This window comes from Martinezella rhizogenes (assembly GCF_000799715.1).
In the GTDB taxonomy this organism is placed as follows: Bacteria; Pseudomonadota; Alphaproteobacteria; order Rhizobiales; family Rhizobiaceae; genus Rhizobium; species Rhizobium rhizogenes_C.
Genome location: NZ_JUHG01000017.1, coordinates 310,519 through 330,040 on the forward strand (window position 1 = coordinate 310,519; position 19,522 = coordinate 330,040).

The 19,522-nt window shown below is 57.8% G+C and carries 14 protein-coding genes; 9 read left to right on the forward strand and 5 right to left on the reverse strand.

The window, feature by feature from the left end; all coding sequences use genetic code 11:
- Positions 1-30: 30 nt before the first annotated feature.
- The 3 genes from EX00_RS25835 to EX00_RS25845 all read right to left on the reverse strand — a co-directional run bounded on the left by EX00_RS25835 (position 31) and on the right by EX00_RS25845 (position 3,739).
- On the reverse strand, positions 31-1,389 hold the full coding sequence (locus EX00_RS25835; protein WP_047464317.1) for a polysaccharide biosynthesis/export family protein: 1,359 nt from the start codon (positions 1,387-1,389) through the stop codon (positions 31-33).
- 6 nt (positions 1,390-1,395) lie between these two features.
- Complete coding sequence (locus EX00_RS25840) at positions 1,396-2,535, reverse strand: glycosyltransferase (RefSeq protein ID WP_234709110.1); 1,140 nt, start codon at positions 2,533-2,535, stop codon at positions 1,396-1,398.
- 91 nt (positions 2,536-2,626) lie between these two features.
- The gene (locus tag EX00_RS25845; RefSeq protein ID WP_162184557.1) at positions 2,627-3,739 is read right to left on the reverse strand and encodes an IS630 family transposase; all 1,113 of its coding nucleotides are present in this window, start codon (positions 3,737-3,739) and stop codon (positions 2,627-2,629) included.
- Between the two features lie 284 nt (positions 3,740-4,023).
- Between EX00_RS25845 and EX00_RS25850 the strand changes: the two genes are divergently transcribed.
- The 6 genes from EX00_RS25850 to EX00_RS25875 all read left to right on the forward strand — a co-directional run bounded on the left by EX00_RS25850 (position 4,024) and on the right by EX00_RS25875 (position 11,924).
- Positions 4,024-4,749, forward strand: a complete 726-nt coding sequence (locus tag EX00_RS25850; protein ID WP_080761331.1) for a sugar transferase — start codon at positions 4,024-4,026, stop codon at positions 4,747-4,749.
- 180 nt (positions 4,750-4,929) lie between these two features.
- Positions 4,930-5,622 carry a class I SAM-dependent methyltransferase gene (locus EX00_RS25855; RefSeq protein WP_047464320.1) on the forward strand — a complete coding sequence of 231 codons (693 nt, stop codon included), beginning with the start codon at positions 4,930-4,932 and terminating at the stop codon, positions 5,620-5,622.
- Positions 5,623-5,747: 125 nt separating this feature from the next.
- Positions 5,748-7,148 carry an integral cytoplasmic membrane protein gene (locus EX00_RS25860; RefSeq protein ID WP_047464322.1) on the forward strand — a complete coding sequence of 467 codons (1,401 nt, stop codon included), beginning with the start codon at positions 5,748-5,750 and terminating at the stop codon, positions 7,146-7,148.
- A complete protein-coding gene (locus tag EX00_RS25865; RefSeq protein WP_047464324.1) occupies positions 7,145-9,184 on the forward strand; it encodes a glycosyltransferase in 2,040 nt (679 codons plus the stop codon). Before EX00_RS25860 ends, EX00_RS25865 begins: the two co-directional genes overlap by 4 nt.
- Entirely contained in the window at positions 9,181-10,917 is a 1,737-nt protein-coding gene (locus tag EX00_RS25870; protein WP_047464326.1) for an exopolysaccharide biosynthesis protein, read from the forward strand. Before EX00_RS25865 ends, EX00_RS25870 begins: the two co-directional genes overlap by 4 nt.
- A 5-nt stretch (positions 10,918-10,922) precedes the next feature.
- Positions 10,923-11,924 (forward strand): glycosyltransferase family 2 protein, encoded by a 1,002-nt coding sequence (locus EX00_RS25875; RefSeq protein WP_047464328.1) that lies wholly within the window; start codon positions 10,923-10,925, stop codon positions 11,922-11,924.
- Between the two features lie 38 nt (positions 11,925-11,962).
- Here EX00_RS25875 and EX00_RS25880 read toward each other — a convergent pair whose 3' ends face one another.
- Together EX00_RS25880 and EX00_RS25885 are read right to left on the reverse strand one after the other, a co-directional pair.
- Positions 11,963-13,405: a lipopolysaccharide biosynthesis protein gene (locus EX00_RS25880; protein ID WP_047464330.1), complete on the reverse strand. Its 1,443-nt coding sequence runs from the start codon at positions 13,403-13,405 to the stop codon at positions 11,963-11,965.
- A 250-nt stretch (positions 13,406-13,655) separates the two neighbouring features.
- A complete protein-coding gene (locus tag EX00_RS25885; RefSeq protein WP_047464333.1) occupies positions 13,656-15,623 on the reverse strand; it encodes a hydrolase in 1,968 nt (655 codons plus the stop codon).
- 308 nt (positions 15,624-15,931) lie between these two features.
- Between EX00_RS25885 and EX00_RS25890 the strand changes: the two genes are divergently transcribed.
- The 3 genes from EX00_RS25890 (at position 15,932) to EX00_RS25900 (ending at position 19,513) form a co-directional block, all read left to right on the forward strand.
- Positions 15,932-17,272 carry an NAD(P)-binding protein gene (locus EX00_RS25890; protein WP_047464335.1) on the forward strand — a complete coding sequence of 447 codons (1,341 nt, stop codon included), beginning with the start codon at positions 15,932-15,934 and terminating at the stop codon, positions 17,270-17,272.
- Between the two features lie 177 nt (positions 17,273-17,449).
- Entirely contained in the window at positions 17,450-18,532 is a 1,083-nt protein-coding gene (locus tag EX00_RS25895) for a glycosyltransferase family 4 protein (RefSeq protein WP_047464337.1), read from the forward strand.
- A 48-nt stretch (positions 18,533-18,580) separates the two neighbouring features.
- Entirely contained in the window at positions 18,581-19,513 is a 933-nt protein-coding gene (locus EX00_RS25900; protein ID WP_047464339.1) for a LamG domain-containing protein, read from the forward strand.
- Positions 19,514-19,522 lie beyond the last annotated feature (9 nt).

Below are 19,522 nucleotides of genomic sequence, written 5' to 3' on the forward strand. Positions count from 1 at the left end.
GCCACAATCTTCAGGAGAGAAACTCGGTGTTCAAGGAGTAATGGCGGGCTTGATACTGGTGTTCGTCGCCTGCTCGGAAGACATCGTCTTTTGGTCTTCCACGCGAATGACATCCCCCGGAACGACTGGATCATTGTCGCCGACGACGATGGTCCGCAAGGTGCCGTCGACGATGCGGTCGATCGTTGTTACGAGCGTGCGCTGGCCGTCATCCGCTGCCATGCTTGCCGCCGCTGCCGGAGCGCGAGCCTGGATATTCTCAAGCAGTCCACGCGTCGTCGTCGTTTTCTCCCGATTGGAGGCAAGGCGATCGCGTACTTCGGTGGCCTCGGTCAATGCCTGTACGCGGTAGCGGTTGCTGGCATCGGCAATATCGCCGTCTGCCTTTGCAATGTCCTGCCGTGCCTTGAGATTGGCGAGCGCAACGTCGAGATTCTGGCTCTGGAGCTGCGCCAGGTTCTGGTTGGCCCCGAGCTCTCGGGACGACACGGTCAGCCCCTGGGAAATCAGTTTGCTGACCGTCCCCACATCCTTGTTGGCGAGCTCGATCTGCTTGGCAAGCGAGACCGCCTTGGAATTCAATGCCTCTATCTGGTTGGTTGCAAGCAGCTTGGCCTGATTGAGGGCGTCGATCTCGGTGCTCAACGACCGCTGGCGTGTGTCGAAGAGATCCTGTTCCTCACGCATCATGCGATCGACCGTTGCGTCACCCGCCCGGGTCATCAACTCCGGCGGAAAGGCGATCGAGGGTTGGGCCTGCGTAACGGCGTCCAGACGCGCCTGTCGGGCAAGAAGGCTGAGGCGCTCGACCTCCAGCGTTCGCAGGTCGCCGCGAGCAACCAGAGCGTCGCGCTGCAGGCCGACAAGATTTGGGTCGATCAACCCGAAGATCCCTCCCGCCATGCTCAGGGCCTGAACGACCGTAAGGCCGGGGCTGTAGCTATATTTTCCCGGCCTGGTCACCAGCCCGGTGAGGAAGAACGGGCGGTACTCTGCCACCTCGACGGACGCATTGGGACGTTTCTGCATGCCGACTTGCGTCTTCAAGCGCTCGCCGATGGATTCGGAGACCTGTTCCAAGGTCATGCCGGCGGCCGGTACTGTCCCGATGATGGGCATCGACAAGTTGCCCGCCGTCGATATGACGAACTCCCCGGTGAGCGGCGCCCACTCGACCGCCGCCCCGGCCATCGGCCGCCATTCGAACACCCGGATCTTCAGTTTGTCCTGGGGGCCGAGAACATAATCGTCTGCCAAGGCATTGGAAATACCCAGTATTTCGAACAGGGCGATCGCAGCCAGAAAGGACAGGCGGCAAGCTGAAGGAAGCCGCCGCCCAGGATAGGCGATATCCGGCGCGCGGCTTGTTAAAACAGCATCTGATCGCATGACGTTTCACTCCTGTCCGCCACCGGTGGCGACCTTCTGCAAATGGCCGACATTGGTGCGCTCAACGATTGATTTGCTGACGAAAGACTTGAACTTTTCAATGAAAACTTCTGTCCTGAATTCGGCGGCACGAGCGACGGCATCGGCCGGATTGAAATCTATCCGATCCAAGCGCTCGACAGCGTCGATCATGGCTTCGGTCGTCTGGGTTTCAAAAAACACACCCGTCTTGTCCGACACCACTGTCTCTGTCGCACCGCCGCGACCGAATGCGATGACGGGCCGTCCGCTCGCCATGGCTTCCACGGGCACGATCCCAAAATCCTCTTCGCCCGGAAAGATAAGCGCCTTGCAGCGCGAATACTGATCTTTCAAAACATCGAATGGCTGGGGGCCCATGATCGTCACGGTGGGGCCGGCTATCCTGCGCAGTCGATCAAGCATCTCGCCGCCGCCGATGACGACGAGCTCCGCCTTCATCTGGTTGAAGGCCTCCACCGCTAGGTCAGGTCGCTTGTAGCTTACCAGTTCGCCCACCATCAGATAGTGGCCGCCGACCTCAGAAGGCGGAATTGGATGAAAGGCGGTGGTATCCACCGGCGGATGAATGATCTCCGAGTCCCGCCGGTAGTAGCTCTTGATCCTTTGAGCAACCGTCGCCGAATTTGCAGCAAAATGATCCACTCGATTGGCCGTCGCAACATCCCAGGTTCTTAAATAGTGCGCGAGCGGCGGCATCATCAGTCGGGTCATCAGGCCCGAACTATCGTAATATTTGTTATACATATTCCATATGTATCGCATCGGCGAATGACAGTAACAAACGTGCAAGGCCGCTGGACTGGGTATTATACCCTTGGAAGGCCCGGACTCGCTGCTGATGACGAGATCGTATTCATTCAGGTCCATCTGCTCCAGCGCCATCGGCATCAAAGGCAGGTATTTCTTGTAGAGCTTCTTTGCGCCGGGAAGCCGGTCGATGAACGTCGTATGGATCTTGTGCTTCCTGATGACGTCGGAAACAGACGATGCATCGTATACGTGTGTGAAGATGTCGGCACACGGATACATCCTGCAAAGGGCTTCCAGAACTTTTTCTCCTCCACGCATTCCAACCAGCCAATAATGTATGATTGCAACGCGCATGAAGTACTCCAGGAACAAAATAATCTAATTACGGACCACGCGCGAGGTATTGCATTGAGTATTAATGTAATGTTTGGCTACGCGCGCTGACCTAAAGTTCGCGATATTGTATTTGATCTGTATTTTGGCGGAAGTGTTTGACCGAAGAGCGGCTTTGATCGGCCGATTTTGCCCATTTGTAAGGTTTGAGATTTTCGTTGTGACGTTCGACGAAGGCACGGATGTCAGCCTCCAGTTCACTGGTCGACGTGCGGACACCAAACTGCAATTGCTTGCGGCTTAATTCGGCAAACCAGCTCTCCACCTGATTGAACCAGGAAGCCGATGTAGGGGTGAAATGCACATGGCAGCGAGGTCGGCGCGACAGCCACGACCGGACCGCCGCGATTTTGTGGGTAGCGTGGTTATCCATGATGATGTGAACATCGAGTTCGGGGGGGACGCTGGCATCGATCTGCTTGAGGAAATCGAGAAATTCGGTCGTCCCGTACCGTTTGTGGTGCTTGCCGATCACGAAGCCGGAAATGAGGTCAAGGGCCGCAAGCAGCGGGGTCGCGCCATGCAGGACATGGGAATGCATCCGCCGCTCAGGCTGGCCTGGCATCATCGGCGCAGCGGATTGCCCACGGTTCTGCGCCCGTCTCCGGCCCTTCTCATCGACGCTGAGCGCCAAGGCGCGGTTTGGTGGTGCCAGATAGAGCCCGACGACATCACAGACCTTGTCGCTGAACAGCGGATCGCTCGACAGTAGAGATGTTTGCGAATGATGTGGCTGTAGCCCGAACGCAGCCCAGATTCGCCGGATCGTTGTGTGCGAAAAGCCTGTTGCCGCCGCCATGGAACGGATTGACCATTGGCCACCGTCCTCGGGTGTCGACTGGAGCGTGAGTCCGATCACAGCGGCGATCTGGTCATCACCAATCGTGCGTGGCCTGCCCGAACGGTCCGCATCAAAGAGCCCCTCGATGCGATCTCGTAGAAAACGCCGTCGCCACTTGCCCACGGTGTTCTCATGAACTCCCAATTCCGTTGCGACCAGCTTGCTGGCGATGCCGTCGGCACAGCGCAGAATGATCCGGCATCGCTCGGACATGGACCGAGCGATGGCCTCTTCCTGGCGAGCCTGCTGCTCCAAATAAGCCCGTTCTTCTTCCGTCAGAACCAACGGCGCCGTAGGCCGCCCAGTCGTGCCCGCCATCGTTATGATCCCCCAAATTAAGTACAGAACAATGATACGAACTTAAGTTCCAGTTGAATATTACTATATTCAAATATATAAAACGACAAATTCAAAATTTAGACTTAATAACACCAACTTTCTTTCTGTATTAACTAGATTAATGGTGTTTCATACACACATATTGCGTCGCAATAAAGACATTGTCAATTTATTTATTATTTGTTAACGTAACTCTACATTCCGATATCAGCGTTGCCTGAGCATATCAGGCGGTATTTCTTTATATCTTTCGAGTATGGAGCAAGCAGATGAGGGAAATTGATCTGAGAAGTGAATTAGACGCATTGGATAGTCTGCGGATGCGACGACGAGCCGGCGTATCCGTCGGTCTGGCGACTTCAAGGAACTCCACCTCTCGTGTCGCGTCGGATTCTATCAAGTATTGCATAGATGGAATTTTGGCCGGGATCGCTCTGATCGTATTGTTGCCGATGATCCTGATGGTGGCGGCCATCCTTCTGGTAACGCAGGGCCGGCCGATCTTCCTGTCCCATCGGCGTGTCGGCAAGAACGGGGTTTTGTTCTCTTGCCTCAAGTTCAGAACGATGGTCACAAACGGTGAGGCAGTGCTCGCCCAACATCTCGACGCCAATCCTGGCGCCAGGGCCGAGTGGAACGCCACGCGGAAGCTCAGGGATGACCCCCGCGTTACGCCGTTCGGCAAGCTCTTGCGCAAGAACAGCGTCGATGAGATCCCGCAGCTCCTGAACGTGCTTCGGGGTGAAATGAGCCTTGTTGGCCCGCGTCCGATCGTTCCGAGCGAGGCCGAGCTCTACGGCGCCTACTTTGCCGACTACATGAAGGTGCGTCCTGGCCTGACCGGTCTCTGGCAGGTGAGCGGACGTAGCGACACCAGCTACAATGCGCGCGTCGAACTCGACGCACGCTACGTGGCGGAGCGGAGTTTGTGGGGCGATATGATGATTATGGCCAGGACCATTCCAGCGGTCCTGTCGTCGAAAGGCAGCTATTGAGCCGTCGCGCCGTTTCATCCGCGACGCCGAAATGACCGGGGAAATACTTAAAATGGTACGCCGTCGATGATCGGGAGTGCCCGGCAGCTATTTGCGGCCGCGGTGCCGCTTGCCGTGACGGTCTGCCAGAACTGAACTTTGTATCTCAGTATCTGTGTCTCAGTATAAGGATAGTCAGTTTTGCAGGACATTTATGTTTCCGAACAATATGCTGAATTGAACCCAACCTGGCACGAGGAGGATTCTCCCTGGAAGGCGCGCCAGATCGAGGAGATCATCAGAAAAAACGGGCTGCGTTTTGACAGCCTTTGCGAAGTCGGCTGCGGCACGGGCGAGATTCTTCTCAATTTATCCCGTGCCTTTCCAAAGGTTCAGTTCTCGGGCTACGAGATTTCTCCCCATGCCTATCAGAGAGCCAAGACGAAAGAGAAAAACAACGTTTCCTTTCATCTAGCGAATGTCGTCGAGGAAAAAGACAGCCACCACGACGTCGTCGTTATTGCCGATGTCATAGAGCATGTAGAAGATTATATTTCCTTCATCAAAGGCCTGCGGCCTTGCGGCCGCTACAAGATCTTCCACATTCCGCTCGACCTTTCCGTGCAGTCGGTGCTGCGCGCATGGCCGATTACGAAGCTCCGCGCCAATGTCGGACATCTGCATTACTTCTTCAAGGACACGGCAATTGCCACGCTCAAGGACTGCGGATACTCGGTCATTGACTATAAATACACGGCAAGTCGTCTGGAACTGCCCAATCAGGCCTTCACCAGCGCATTGGTGCGTCTGCCGCGAAAGCTGCTCTTTTCCATCAATCCGGATTTGGCTGTACGGCTGCTTGGCGGCTACTCGCTCCTCGTTTTGGCAGAGTAGACCTTCATGCCGCTGCTCGAGACGAATGTTGCAGCTCAACACGTAGTGGACCGGAACCCTCGCCCCGGCGATCTTTTCCTTTACCCGCTCGCCGGTGGGTCATCCGATCGGGGTGAGGCGACACCATGAGCATCGAGCCGATTGGCATTGTCGCCATCTTAAGCGGGCTGCTTTGTCTGTTTCTCGGCAACGGGGCCACGATCGTGACGCTGGCGGTAATGGCCGTGCTGGGCTCGGCGGCGGCGTTGTTCCTTGGAGCCGCGAATATCCTGCCGGGCCATGTTCTTCTCGGCTTCCTCATGCTCGGCGTCATCACGCGTGAACGCGTAGCGCAGGCATTCGTTCATGCGTTGCGTCCCGGCGAACCCGGATTTTGGTTTGCGCTTCTGGTGGTCTACGGCGTGATGAGCGCCTATTTCGCGCCGCGTCTCCTGACCGGCGTAACCCAGATCGTGCCGCTTGGAACCACGATCTTCGGCGATACCCGTTCCACCGTGCCGCTGGTGCCGGTGTCGAGCAACTTCACGCAAAGCGTCTATATGATCGGCAACCTCATCTGCTTCGCGATGACGGTTGCGGTCGCCTCAACCTTTCGCGGCTTCCAAGCGGTGCTCGCCGGACTGCTCGCCTATAGCGTCGCCAACACGGTCTTCGCGCTGCTTGACATCGGTACTTACTCGACCGGCACGCAGTCCATTCTCGCTTTCATACGGAATGCACAATATACTCTTCATACCGACGACCAGATCGCCGGCGTGAAGCGTATCGTCGGGTCCTTTACCGAGGCATCCTCTTTTGCCCGCTCGACGCTCGGCGTTTTTGCCTTTACCGGAACACTCTGGCTTTGCGGCCGCCGGCCCTATATTAGCGGCTCGATCGCTGCCGTGTCCCTCGTGCTGGTTGTGATGTCGACGTCGTCGACCGGGCTCGTCGGCGCGCCGGTCATGTTGTTGATCCTCTACGCCACCGCCATATCGGTCAGCGGACGAAAAAATACCCACAGCACCGCCACCGCGGCGATTGTCTTTGTGCCGCTGGTGTCGTTGGCAGTTGGTCTCATGATCGCTATCGACCCGGACATGTCGAAACTTATCTACAATTACATCGACATCGTAGCCCTCGGCAAATCCACGTCCAATTCCGGTATTGAGCGCAATTCCTGGAACATGGTCGCAATCCAGAACATCGTCGACAGCCTGGGACTAGGGGTAGGTCTTGGAACGGTCCGTACCTCCAGTTTCCTGCTGGCCCTTCTTGCGAATGTCGGTATTCCCGGCACGATCTTCTATTTGGCTTTCGCATTTGGAGCGTTGATCAAACAGCGCGGCATTCCGGGAAGTTTTATGGCCGATGCTCGCCTTGCGGCCCGCAACGGCTGTTTGGGTCTGCTGGTCGGCGACATGCTGGTAAGCCCGGTCATCGACCAGGGTCTGTTCTTTTGCATGTTGGCCGCCATGGCTTCGGCCCAACCGGAGCGCGGTACACAGGTGGTGCGCGCTAGCCGCCCGATAGGAGCAACCATATGAGTGCTGCCGCCCTTTTCGCGGTCAATGGCCGCTTCCTTACGCAGAACGCAACGGGGGTGCAGCGTTACGCTTCAAATGTCGTGCGTGCGCTTGATGAGGCGCTCGCCGTGGCGGATGCGCGAGCGGCCATCATCGCTCCGTCGGGAACTCCTAACCCGGGTTTCAGCCATATGCCTCTGGTACAGTCGGGACCTCTTTCGGGCCATCCCTGGGAGCAGATTACTTTACCCGCTCAATGGCCTGGCCGGCTCCTCAACCTTTGCAACACTGCGCCGGCCACCAAGGCCGATCAGATCGTCTGCATCCATGATGCCAACATATTTTCGGCTCCCGAAAGCTATAACCGCGCCTTTAGGATGGTTTACCGAACATTGCAGCCGCTTCTCGTGCGTCGCTCCGCGCGGATAGCCACGGTCTCCCATGCCGCGGCACGCCAGATCGCCCGGCATCTGCCAATCCGGGTCGAGGAGATCGCGGTGCTGCCAAACGGTTATGAACACGCGTTGAGCTGGGATCCCGCACTCGCGGAAACAGCGCCGGGCTTCATTGCCGAAACGTTCGGACAGAGCGATCGCCGGTTCATTCTGGCGCTGGGTTCCAGGGCCCGCCATAAGAATCTGGCGTTGCTCGTCGACGCGGCTCCGGGTCTTGACGAAATCGGCGTGGACATCGTGATCGCCGGCGGAGGGGCTGAGATTTTCGTTCCCGGCGCTCTAAAACAGCGATCGAACGTCCATTTGATCGGTCGTGTGTCGGACCACGATCTGGCTTACCTGCTCGAAAGAGCGCTCTGCCTTGCTTTTCCGTCGCTGACGGAAGGTTTCGGTCTTCCAATCGTCGAAGCCATGGCACGCGGCTGCCCGGTTATCGCCTCGCACAGTGCAAGCATGCCGGAAGTCTGTGGCAACGCCGCGCTGCTTGCCTCGCCCTCCGATCCCGCGGCCTGGGTCCGGCATATCCGTACACTCAAGGAGACCCCGGAACTCGGCAACGAGCTTGTCGGAAGGGGATATGATCAAGTCCGGCATTTTTCCTGGTCGCAAACGGCCGCCGGCTACATGGAGTTGCTCGAACGGCCCGCCGCGCGACCGCAGACCTATAAGCCGGTTGCTGCGAGCGCTCCGCGCACGGCGGTCGTCATCGCCACGCGAGGGCGCCCCGGTATCGTCAACGCCACCGTCCGCCACCTGCTCGCCACGCAAACGTTGAAGCCCGAAGCCGTTATCGTTTCCTGCATTGATCTTGCGGATGCGGGCGATCTGGTCGGGCATTCGGAGGTGACGGTGGTGACAGGTTTGCCGGGCCTGACCACGCAGCGCAATACGGCGCTTTTGAGCCTCCCGGAAGCGACTGAGATCGTTGCCTTCTTCGACGACGATTTCATCGCGGACAAGAATTGGCTTGCCGCGGCCGCAAGAGCATTTCGCGACGATTGCCAGATCGTAGGCTTTACCGGACGAGTCCTCGCCGACGGCGTCAACGGTCCAGGTATCAGTTTCGAAGAGGCATTGCGTCTTGTGGAAGCCGCTTCGCCCAGCGACTGGAGCTGGATAGAACCGTACAGTCCCTACGGCTGCAATATGGCATTCCGGGCGCAAGCCATTGGCGAGACGCGCTTCGACGAGCGCCTTGTCCTCTATGGATGGCTGGAAGATCGCGACTTTGCCGCGGCACTTGCCAGGCGGGGTGGTCGCTTCGTCAAATGCGCGGAAGCTTTCGGCGTGCATATGGGAGTCAAGAATGGTCGCATAAGCGGTGATCGCTTCGGCTATTCGCAGATCGTAAATCCCATCTACATGCTGCGCAAAGGCACGATGACGGGCGCAAAGGTTGCCAACCACATCTTTTGCAACATGGCCATGAACTTCACGCGAGCGGCATGGCCCGAACCCTTCGTCGACAGGCGTGGACGGGTCAGGGGCAATTTGATCGCAATCGCCGACCTTCTTCGAGGTCGCCTGGAACCCGAGCGTGCGGCAAGGCTGACAGCGAAAAACAGCACGGGGCAACTTAAGTCGGAGGTGACGACCAGATGACGCAGAACAATCCGTCTCTTTTAGAGCGTTCGTCCCGGCTTTGGCGGCTCGACGACGCTCCCGCGGATCCTCCCAATGAGGGACCGGTCGCCCTCCTGCGATCGATGTGCTCGCTTGCCTTGCAGCATAAGACCAAACTCATTCTGTGCACGGCCGTCGGTATCGGTCTGGCGGGATACCACGCCCATTCCCTGCCGCGGGTCTATACGGCGACAGCGACCATGCTCCTTGAACCGCGCCGTTCGACATGGGCTTCGGGCCAGGACGCGAGCGCAGCACAGAATCTCGACCTGAACAGGGCGGACAGTGAGCTCCAGATTATCCGGTCAGAGCGCCTGCTCTCAGCGGTATTCGACAATCTGGATTTACAGAACAACCCGGAACTCGGTCCACAGCCCCCCCGCTTGATCGATCTTTTCGTCAGCAATGTACGGCGCATCTTGAACGTGCCGGCGACAGGATCCGGTGCGATAACATCAGAGACCGGCAAAACAGCCCGGTCCGATGGGACGGCTGCGACAAGCAATATCGAAGGCTCCGCCACTGATGCGCGTCAAGCGGCATTCCAGACCTTTGCAAAGAATCTCGACGTGCGCAGGGTCGGTCAATCCTACGTCATGGAAATCAGCTATTCGTCCTCGGATCCGGCGCTTGCCGCCCGTGTCGCGAATGCGGCCGTGTCCGGCTATATCCTGCAGGCGGTCTCTTTCAAGGCGGAAATGGCCCAGGCAGGGACAGAGGTGCTTCAGTGGCGCCTCGATGCCTTGGCTTCGCAGGTCGATGCCGCGACGGATGCCATGAAACAGGGAAAGCTGCCCGCTATTCCAACACCAGACGGCGATGCGCGGATTATCGGCGCAGCGCTGCCGCCGCTGGGCCCATCGGCACCGCGTCCATCGTTGATCACGGCACTTGGAGGCGTTCTCGGCCTGCTTGCCGGTTTCTCCATGATTGCGCTCAATCTTGCGCTCGATCGGAAGGTTCGCAACGCCAAGGACCTGATGCGGGATACGGGGATACCATGTCTCGGAACCTTGCCGGACGCGGCAAGCCGTGTTGACCTCAGGCGAGGCTCGCATAACAGAAGAAGCTCCGTGGTCGTCAACCTGCCTGGCAGTGCTTATGCCGTGGCGATCCGCGATCTCAGGACATCGATTGAGATCGCCTGCTCGGCAATTCGCAACGAGCGAGGCATCGTGATCGCGGTCGCGGGCTGGGAGACGGGCGCCGGAGTGTCGACGCTTTGCTTGAGCCTGGCGCAATTCATCAGCCGGAGCGGTCGGCATACGACACTTTTCAATGCGGAGATGGGGCAGATCGACCTCAGCGACGATGGTCCCGACGCTTTGCCGACAACGTCGCTGGCCGATGCGCTCGTTGCCGACATGCGGCCGGAACAGGTGATCTTCGGGAACGGACGCGGAGACGGTGACGGCATTGCCGTACTCCCTATACATTCCGAAAATGCCCTGACGAATCTCTATGTCGATTTCCGCGACCGGCGTGTCGCGCGGATCGTCGAAGCAGCCCGTGCCAGAGGCGACGTGCTTCTCGGCTTGCCGTCAGTCGGCGGCTCGACGGATGCGCAGGCCCTGGCAATTCACGCCGACGCCGTCCTGATCGTCGCCAGCGCCGGACGGACGACCACAGAACAAGTCAACGATACCTTGCAGCAATTGCGACGCTCCGGCGCCAATGTGATTGGTACTGTGATCAATCGGGCAAGAGCATGACGAGAATGGAAGCACCCAAAATCTCCATCGTCATCACCTGCTGGAATTATGAAGCCTATGTGGCGAACGCGATCCGCAGCGTCGTTTCGCAGGGCCGCGATGATTGCGAGCTCGTCGTCATCGATGACGGCTCGACCGATTCGTCCTGGGACGTCATTCAGGGTGAGGGGGTGACCGCCTATCGCATTGAAAACGGCGGACAACGTGCGGCAGGTCTTTACGGATTGGAGCGAACGCAGGCTCCGTTCGTTCTGTTTCTTGATGCGGACGACGAGCTGGCTCCAGGTTCGCTCGCAACGATCATTTCGAAGCTGGATAGCGACGTTGCCAAGCTTCAATTCTCGCTGACCCGCATCAATGATCAGGGGGCGGTCACTAGCGCCGCGACACCTCTGAAAGAGTTCCGCGAACGCCAGATACTGGCCGATCGCGTGTTGCGCACAGGCGTCTACACCACCCCGCCGACATCTGGAAACGTGTTCAGGCGAGACCTTTGCGAACACCTCCGGGAGATGACCTACGACCGCGCGGTCGACGGAGTGATCCTGTTTGCCGCGCCGTTCATGGGCGATGTCGTAAGCCTGTCTGAGGAACTGGGACGCTACCGCGTCCATGGCCGCAATATTTCCGGACTGGGACGCGCCGTCGATCCGGCATCGCTGCGAGGGGAACTAAACCGCTTTGTCCAGCGGATGAGCCACCTGCGCCGAATTCTGGCGCAGTATGGTCTGGCGGACGAACTGGTTCAGCCTGAGCAGACATATTTCTATCTCGAACGCAGCTTCTATTTGGCTATCGCCGAAGGACGCCGTCCGCCGATTGGACGTCTCTTTGATCTGCTCCGCCAACTCTGGCGGGAATCCTACCCCATGAAGACCAAGGCGACTGTTGCGGCGTTCTGCCTCCTGACCATGGTGCTCCCAAACCGACGCGCGCGCAGCGGGCTCGCCTATCGGCTGAACGGCGGAAAACGCTCAACTATCGGGCTAATTCAGTCGCTGCTGTAACGGCACTGAGCTTGTCACGCGATCGGGCGGGGACGCGATCATCGCCGACGATCAGCCAGTTCGAGCCGCCCGCGCCCGGTGATCAATCGCATGCCGAGGGCAAAGAGCGTCCCGACATAGGCTGCTGCACCCATCGCCACAACGAAGGCCAGCTCCAGGATGTGATTCCAGGACCGCCCCGCCAGTTCTTCTCGCAGCATGAGAACCCACACCGCCATCACGATCGCGGCAAGAGCGATCTTCCATATGTTTTTCAACTGCGTCCAGATTCCAAGCTCCAACAGCCGTCGGACGTCGTTCAAATAGAATCCGAACATGATCGTCGAGAGGACAACGCGCGCCACGCTGGCTCCGCCGGTCGAAAAAAAGTAAAAGCCGATCGAGATCAGAACGATCCTGAAACCCAGATCGATGGCGTTCAGCCTGAAGAGAATATGAGGGCGATCAAGGGCAATGCTGGCCGAGTACAGGGTTTGAAAATAGGGGATAGGGAGCACCGCCAGCGAAAGCATGCTGAGCAGGGGAGCCGCGTCCTTCCATTTCTCTCCGAGCAGCAAATCGGTGACAAGATCCGCTGTCAGCGATATCCCGACGCAGGCCGGCACTGAAATCAGCATTGCGAAACGGGCGGCCTTCAGAAAGGCCAGCCTCATTCGCTGGGGATCCGAATTGATCTGCGAAAAGGCCGCCATCACCGGCTGCAGCGCCGGGCCGATCAGGCTTTGCGTCGGAACCACAGCCACATCACTCGCCACGGCATAACGGCCAAGCGTGGTGCTATCGGTGGCAGCGCCGATCAGAACACGGTCGAATTGCCAATTCAGCGCCGCGACCAGTTGCGCGGAGCTGAACCAGCCGACGAAGCCGGCGAAGTTCGACAGACGCGCCAGCGAGAGCGCCGGCCGGTACGGTGCAAGCACATAGGACATCGCCACGGCCGCTATCGAATTGGTAACGAAGTTGGCGGCAATGGCCCAATAAGCCCCTCCGGAAAAAACGGTGATGATGGCGACGACGAAGGCGCATAGTTTCCCGCAAAATTCCATCAGGAAGGTCTGCTGGAAGCCCATATCCCGGGCGAAATGCACCATCGCCGGACTGTAGAACCCTTTCACGATCGGGCCCAATGCCAACATGGCAATCAGCGGGATCAGTTGTGGGTTGTGATTGAACATCGAAAAGGGCCAGGCGGCGGTCATGACGATGATCGCGATCAATCCGCTCCTCATGACGCTGAGCGTGAAGCCGGTATCCAGATGGCTTTTGTCGATGATGTTCAGCCGGACCAGCGCTTGGGTGACCGGCACCTCGAGGACAGTGTCGACCACGACGACAAGCGACATTGCCAGCGCCGCCAGACCGAAATCCGCGGGGGTCAGGATACGAGCGAGGAACAGGAGCGTGAAGAAATCGATGATGCGCCCGAGGAAGCGTGACACAATGAGCCAGCCGGCTCCTTTGAAGGCTTTGAACGCGAGCATTTTGAACCTAAGCCCCCGCCCATCGTCGTGGTCGCCCAACATTAGGGCCATGCCGTTCCATGGCGAGCCGAAGCTCTTCTGGTTGAGCCTCGACTGAACCGAGAGGTCGAGACAGTTGTCTTGATTTCTCAATCAGATCTGACGCAGGTCGCAGGGTCAGTTGCCGCCGGAAGCCGAAAGATCCTTTGACAGGACCGCAGTTAAGACGCATTGCAGCATTCATAAAACTGTCCTTGGCATACTCATTTATTCAACGATACAAGCGAGCCGAGACCCCCCGCAGTACATGCGCCATTTCGAGCGCGGCAAGCAGCGGCGGTTTGAGGAGTGGGAAGTCGCGCGCAATTGCGCCTTCGCGCCACAGATGCGACTTAACCGACATCAGCTTCTTGGTAAGATCCGTGTTTTGCGGGCGATTGAGCACATGCACCACGTCGGAGCGGCCGAAATCGACCGAGCGAGCGCCGACGCCGAGCGCCACAATATCGATCTGGCTCGGGTTGGTGATCGCTTGCTTGAGGCGCACCCAGGCACAGTCGGCATCGCGCAAAACCTGCGCCCCGCTTTTAATCCGATCGATATATTGCAATGCTCCGGACAGAAGTGGGTTTCCGGTCGCTGGATCGAGCTTTCCATAGCGGATATCGCCGGAATTGGCCTCGATAACGCCGTCGGCATCCTCGCTGAACTGACGAACGGATGGCAGCGCCGGTTCGAACAGACTTTCGATGATCTGCCAATATCGCAGGATCACGGTTTCCACCTTGAACGGACTGTACAGATTCTGCTCGACGACGAGGCCAGTGACCATCGGAAAATGGTCCTCGCTCAGCCCCTTGTAATTGCAGCGTGCAAATTGGATGGTTTCGAAGCGGCGATCGGGAAGGCCGGCAGCCAACAGCCGTTGAGTACTGCCGTAAAGGCCCGTGTCGCAAAGAACGATACGTTTCGCTTGATCCGAAATCTGATCGAGATGGCGAATGAACAGGTCGTTCTGCTTGCGAATGTCCTCCAGCACCATATGGCCGGCGTTCGTATCGAGCAGCGAGAAAAACCGCTTTGGATCGAAAGTTTGTTGCCAGGGCTCTGGCAGTTCGTAGTTTTGCCCACCCAATGCGCGGGCAACATCCGCAAAGCTTCCCCGCTGGAACTCACGAGCGAGTTCGTCCAGCACCGTCGGGCTCCTGGTCATGACCGCCGAACGCGCGGCGACGAGCCTTGAAACCAGAATGTTGTCGCGCTTGAGGTCAAGTGGCAGACCGAGCGCCTGTAGAACCCGCTCGAAAGCCTCCCTGATACCGATTCCGCCCCTTGCGCAGAACAACAGCGCGGTGTCATCGCCAGCTTTTGCCTGCGTGGCATATAGCCAGATGAACAGGCAGAACTCTGCGACGATCGGCCCGAAAACATCCCGGCCGAAGGAGATTTTGTCGTTTGGCGCGGGAATATCCCGGTCGCGCTGCACCAGGCGCTGACGGATTTGCCTGAACGCTTCTGTGGTTGCCCCGTCCGCGCGCGAAGCGTAGCGATCGAGGCGGCTTCTTGGGAGATGAACTGTCTTGATCCCCATCGCATTGGGCACCCGGACATCGGCCATCACATCGTCACCAATGTGCAAAATTTGGGACGGGGAAACAGCCTCGGTTTCAAGTACGACGGAAAACAGTCCGCCATAGCGCTTGCTCGCCTGGGCATCCGCGCTCGAATAGATCCCGTCGATAAGTCCTGGGCCGTGGAAATGGTTGATCAATTCCGCAAGTCGGTCGGCTGAAAGTCCCGTGTCGCTCACTGCGACAATCCGGACGCCGGTCTGTCGATATCGCCTCAACACGGTGGCCAGTGCCGCGTTCGCTGAAAGAGCCGTTTTTTCGACGGCCAATTCTATGGCGAGGCGCTCGTCCGCCAGGTCCTCCGGCAAACCGAGCAATGCGAGCTGGCAGCGTATGATATCGGTCAGGCGCACTTCGCCCGCGCCACCGCCTGTATTGAGCGCGCGGTAAGCAAATTTCTGGGCAAGAAGGCGAGCCCTCGCCAGCTCGCTCTTGCCGATGGTCAGACCCCGCTCTCTCAGGAGATGCGCAAATTGCGCTTCACCCGCGGCAATTCGGGAGCGCTGCGACTTTCCATTGCGCAGCAACAACGTGTCGAACACGTCGGTGGAAATCAGCTCGATTTCGTTGGCGTGCTGATAGAAATCGTCGAGGCTTCGCCGTAGCACTAAACACCCCCTCGGCGTGCACCGATTTAGTCAATTTGTCTATGCGAGATATAATTTCCAATATCGAACTGACTATAATCATGGATCGATATCAATTTGAAGCATAGATTAGCAGCATAGGGCAAAATATATCAAGTACTATTCGATTTATAAAAGAAATCACTTGAATTTTTGTTCCATTTTCCCTCCAATGAAGATTAGATGACACTATAATATGCAAATTATTTGAGAGATATGTTTGAATTCAACTTCCAATGTCTAGAAATATAATCTACGCTTATAAGACGGTTGGAGGTGAGGGCGACTCCATGAACGATGCAGGCCATCAGATCATCATCGACCCCGTCACGGAGGCGGAGCGGTTTGATGCCGTCGTCCTTGGGGCCGGTATTTCAGGGCTGGTGTCCGCGTCAGTTCTCCTGAGGCAGGGCTATGCCCGGATTCTCATTGTTGACGAATATGACCATATTGGCGGAAATCATATCGACTGGTCCTGTGGGGGATACACGTTCGACATCGGCAGCCTGATTTTTCAGGACGACTCTCCTTTGCTCGACCATTTTCCCGAGTTGCTGCCATTATATGTGCCGATCAGTCCGCAATGGGCGCGGCTGAACCCTCAAGGGATGATCACTACCTATCCGATCTCGGTTCGGGATGATATTTTCGGTGCGGGCCTGATAGAGACCGTTCGGATTTTCGCTTCGGTGATCTATGCTCGCCTGTTCCAGCGGAAAATGCGCAACGCAAAAGAGTTCGCGCGCTATTGGATTGGCGCGCGCCTGCTCCACCGTTCCGGCCTGGACTCCTATATGAAGCGCTTCTACGGGGTTGCGACGGATGGGATCGATATTGAGCTCGCCAGGAAGCGAATGCTCTGGATTAGCGAGCATGCGTCTGTTCAGAACCTTATTTCGCGCCTGCTGAAGCCGAAACGGGCAGGTCCGACCAATCGGCAAATGGCGCGTCCCAAGGAAGGGTTTCGATTTCTCTACAAGGCCGCCGCCGACCGGCTGGAAAAAGGCGGAGCCGCGTTTCACTTGGCTGCTGAAATGCTGAGGGTCTATAAGGTCCAAGACCAGTTTCATCTGCAGCTCAAAGACAGAATTGTCGCATGCGACCGCGTCATTTCGACCATTCCCATTCACAGGGCGGAAGAATTGTGCGGGCTCGATTCCGGGCGAAGACTCGAAACAATCACGCTCATCGGCCTTTATTTCAGCTTTTCCGGTGATCGCGGTTTTCGTCAGTCGATCATCTATAATTTCTCCCACGAGGGCGCATGGAAGCGCCTGACGATGTATTCCGACTTCTACGGCCGCGCGGACGGTCGTGAATATTTCACGGCGGAAGTCATCGGCAACCACGCCGGTGGCTCGGTACAGCAGGCCGAAAGCGATTTCAGGGACCATGTCCGCGCCAATGGACTGTTCCAAGGCGATCTCAAGCTGGAGGGAAGCTATGTCCTGGAAGAGGCATATCCGATCTATAGCCGGGGCGCTGCTCAACATGCAGCCGAAGCCATCCGGCAACTCCAGGCATTCGGCCTCGAATCTCTCGGACGCCAGGGCGGGTTCAACTATCAACCGACCGCGCGTGCTTCCACGGTGGAGGCTGAGGCCTCGCTGCGTGAGACGCAAGTTGTATAGGTAGCGTTGTGCAGGGTCGGGAGAGATGAAGAATAGGTGTATGCCGGAGATGATCAGAAGCATCGATGATGCCCAAGATTTTGATGGAATATAGTCTGAAAAGAGTAGGTAATATTCGGGTTTCATTCCGGTATCGAAAGATTTGTATTTGTTGACAGTGATATTGGAGTGCGTTTCATGCGAATTTTGCACATTCTCAATCACACGAATAGGTTGAATGGGCATGTCCACGCGGCGGTGGATCTGGCCTGCGCGCAGGCCAAGCTTGGTCACGACGTTTGCGTCGCGAGCGGTGGCGGCGATTTCGATCGGTTGCTCCACAGGCACGGTGTTACGACAGTGGTGGTTGACCATCAGAGAAAACCGCTCAATCTGCTTAAATCATCGTACGCATTGCGTAGACATGTTCGCACATGGCGGGCGGAGATCGTTCACGCCCATATGATGACAAGCGCCGTGCTGGCGTGGCCGATCTGCAAGGTCGCCGGCATCCCCCTCGTTACCACGGTCCACAACGAGTTCGAGAAAAGCGCGATCCTGATGGGTCTCGGAACGCGCGTGATCGCGGTCAGCGAGGCCGTCGGCGCGTCTATGTTGAAGCGCGGGATACCGGCATCGAAGCTTCGCGTCGTCCTCAATGGCACGATCGGTTCGGCGCGCATCGAAGACCGCAGTCCGTTACCCGTTGTCCTCGGATCTCCGAGCATCTTATTTGTCGGCGGACTGCACCCGCGAAAGGGGCTCCCCGATCTTTTCGAAGCTTTTGGTCTCGCACACGATAAGCACCCCACGGCCAGGCTCTATATCGTCGGGGAGGGGCCGTTCCACGCCGACTATCAAGAGACGGTCGCGAAGATGGACTGCGCGTCAGCCGTCACATTCCTGGGCGCAAAAGAAGATCCTTTCCCCTGGATGGTGGGCGCCGACATTTTCGTATTGCCGTCACATGCCGACCCCGCCCCGCTGGTTCTTTCCGAAGCGCGCGAGGCACGCTGCGCCGTCATCGGGACAAAGGTGGATGGCATTCCGCAATTGCTGGAATATGGCGCGGCTGGAATTCTCGTGCCGCCGCACGACCCACCGGCGCTGGCGGCAGCACTCTGCGGCCTGCTTGAAAACCCCAGCCGCATCGGGGAGTGGCAGGATAAGAGCCAGATACGAATCGAACGCATGACGATCGACCGTGTCGCTCGCGAGACCATGGAGGTCTATGAGGGTGCCCTTGCGCCAAGCTCTAAGGCCGCACAAGCCGCAGCCTAGCTGGCGACGTGACATCGCAACGCACGACAGGATGACAAAGGACAAAAAATGACGACCGCAACATCTCGGCGCAATGTCCTGATCGGGGCCGCCTCGCTCGCTGCTGCCGGCGGCCTACTCTTGACGAACAATCGGCCCTCCGCCGAAGAGGCTCCCGATCCGACCGAAGGTCGCAGCCTGGTCTTCGACGAAGGATTTACGACGCTGGACACGGCCATATGGCATGCGGGTCCCAAGGCGACGACTTTCGATACCGGCTTTTACGGGCGATCCGCCTTCAGCCGGATTGATGGCGAAGAGGGCTTCAATCCCTATGCGATCGTCGACGACCCATCAGCGAGCAATGGCAAGGCGCTTCAAATTTCGGCCCAGTATATTGGACACCAGATGAATGTGCCGAGCTATTACGGCAATAACCTGCCTGAATATCAATGGATTTCCGGCAATATCCAGACCGCCAAGCCCGACGGAACGATCCTCAAAGGGTGGCGGCAGGGCTATTTCGAGGCGCGGATGCGATTTCCCGCCCATCCCTTGAGCTTTCCCGCCTTCTGGTTGATGAACGGCAGGAGCATCCTCTTTCCCAAGACAAGCGTCGAGCTCGATATCGTCGAACAGAAGGGGTGGGAACACGATCTCTACGGCGCATACCTGCATGAGTGGGGCAAGCCGGGTGAGCATCACGAAGGCATCGGCGTCCCGACCAATGTCGACATCACCACAGGATATTTCCGCTATGGCCTGCTCGTCGAGGGAGCCCGCTGCCGTTTCTACTTCGAGCGCAAACAGATCCGTGACCCGAAAACCCAGCAGCCCATCGATTGGACGCTGGGCCGCGCGGCGGAGATGGATGCGGGCGGCGACGTGTTCTGGCCGCTGCTCACGCTCGCCTTGCGGTCGGACGTTCCGTTCCCCAATCCGCTGAAGCCGGAAGACCGGCTAACCCACATGCGGGTCGACTACATGCAGGTTTACGCGTGATATCAGCTA

What these genes read in the sequence shown, in the direction of transcription:
- EX00_RS25835 (WP_047464317.1), bottom strand. Translation starts at nt 1,389, where the DNA reads ATGCGATCAGATGCTGTTTTAACAAGCCGCGCGCCGGATATCGCCTAT.
- EX00_RS25840 (WP_234709110.1), bottom strand. Translation starts at nt 2,535, where the DNA reads ATGCGCGTTGCAATCATACATTATTGGCTGGTTGGAATGCGTGGAGGA.
- EX00_RS25850 (WP_080761331.1), top strand. Translation starts at nt 4,024, where the DNA reads ATGAGGGAAATTGATCTGAGAAGTGAATTAGACGCATTGGATAGTCTG.
- EX00_RS25860 (WP_047464322.1), top strand. Translation starts at nt 5,748, where the DNA reads ATGAGCATCGAGCCGATTGGCATTGTCGCCATCTTAAGCGGGCTGCTT.
- EX00_RS25865 (WP_047464324.1), top strand. Translation starts at nt 7,145, where the DNA reads ATGAGTGCTGCCGCCCTTTTCGCGGTCAATGGCCGCTTCCTTACGCAG.
- EX00_RS25870 (WP_047464326.1), top strand. Translation starts at nt 9,181, where the DNA reads ATGACGCAGAACAATCCGTCTCTTTTAGAGCGTTCGTCCCGGCTTTGG.
- EX00_RS25875 (WP_047464328.1), top strand. Translation starts at nt 10,923, where the DNA reads ATGGAAGCACCCAAAATCTCCATCGTCATCACCTGCTGGAATTATGAA.
- EX00_RS25880 (WP_047464330.1), bottom strand. Translation starts at nt 13,405, where the DNA reads ATGCTCGCGTTCAAAGCCTTCAAAGGAGCCGGCTGGCTCATTGTGTCA.
- EX00_RS25890 (WP_047464335.1), top strand. Translation starts at nt 15,932, where the DNA reads ATGAACGATGCAGGCCATCAGATCATCATCGACCCCGTCACGGAGGCG.
- EX00_RS25895 (WP_047464337.1), top strand. Translation starts at nt 17,450, where the DNA reads ATGCGAATTTTGCACATTCTCAATCACACGAATAGGTTGAATGGGCAT.
- EX00_RS25900 (WP_047464339.1), top strand. Translation starts at nt 18,581, where the DNA reads ATGACGACCGCAACATCTCGGCGCAATGTCCTGATCGGGGCCGCCTCG.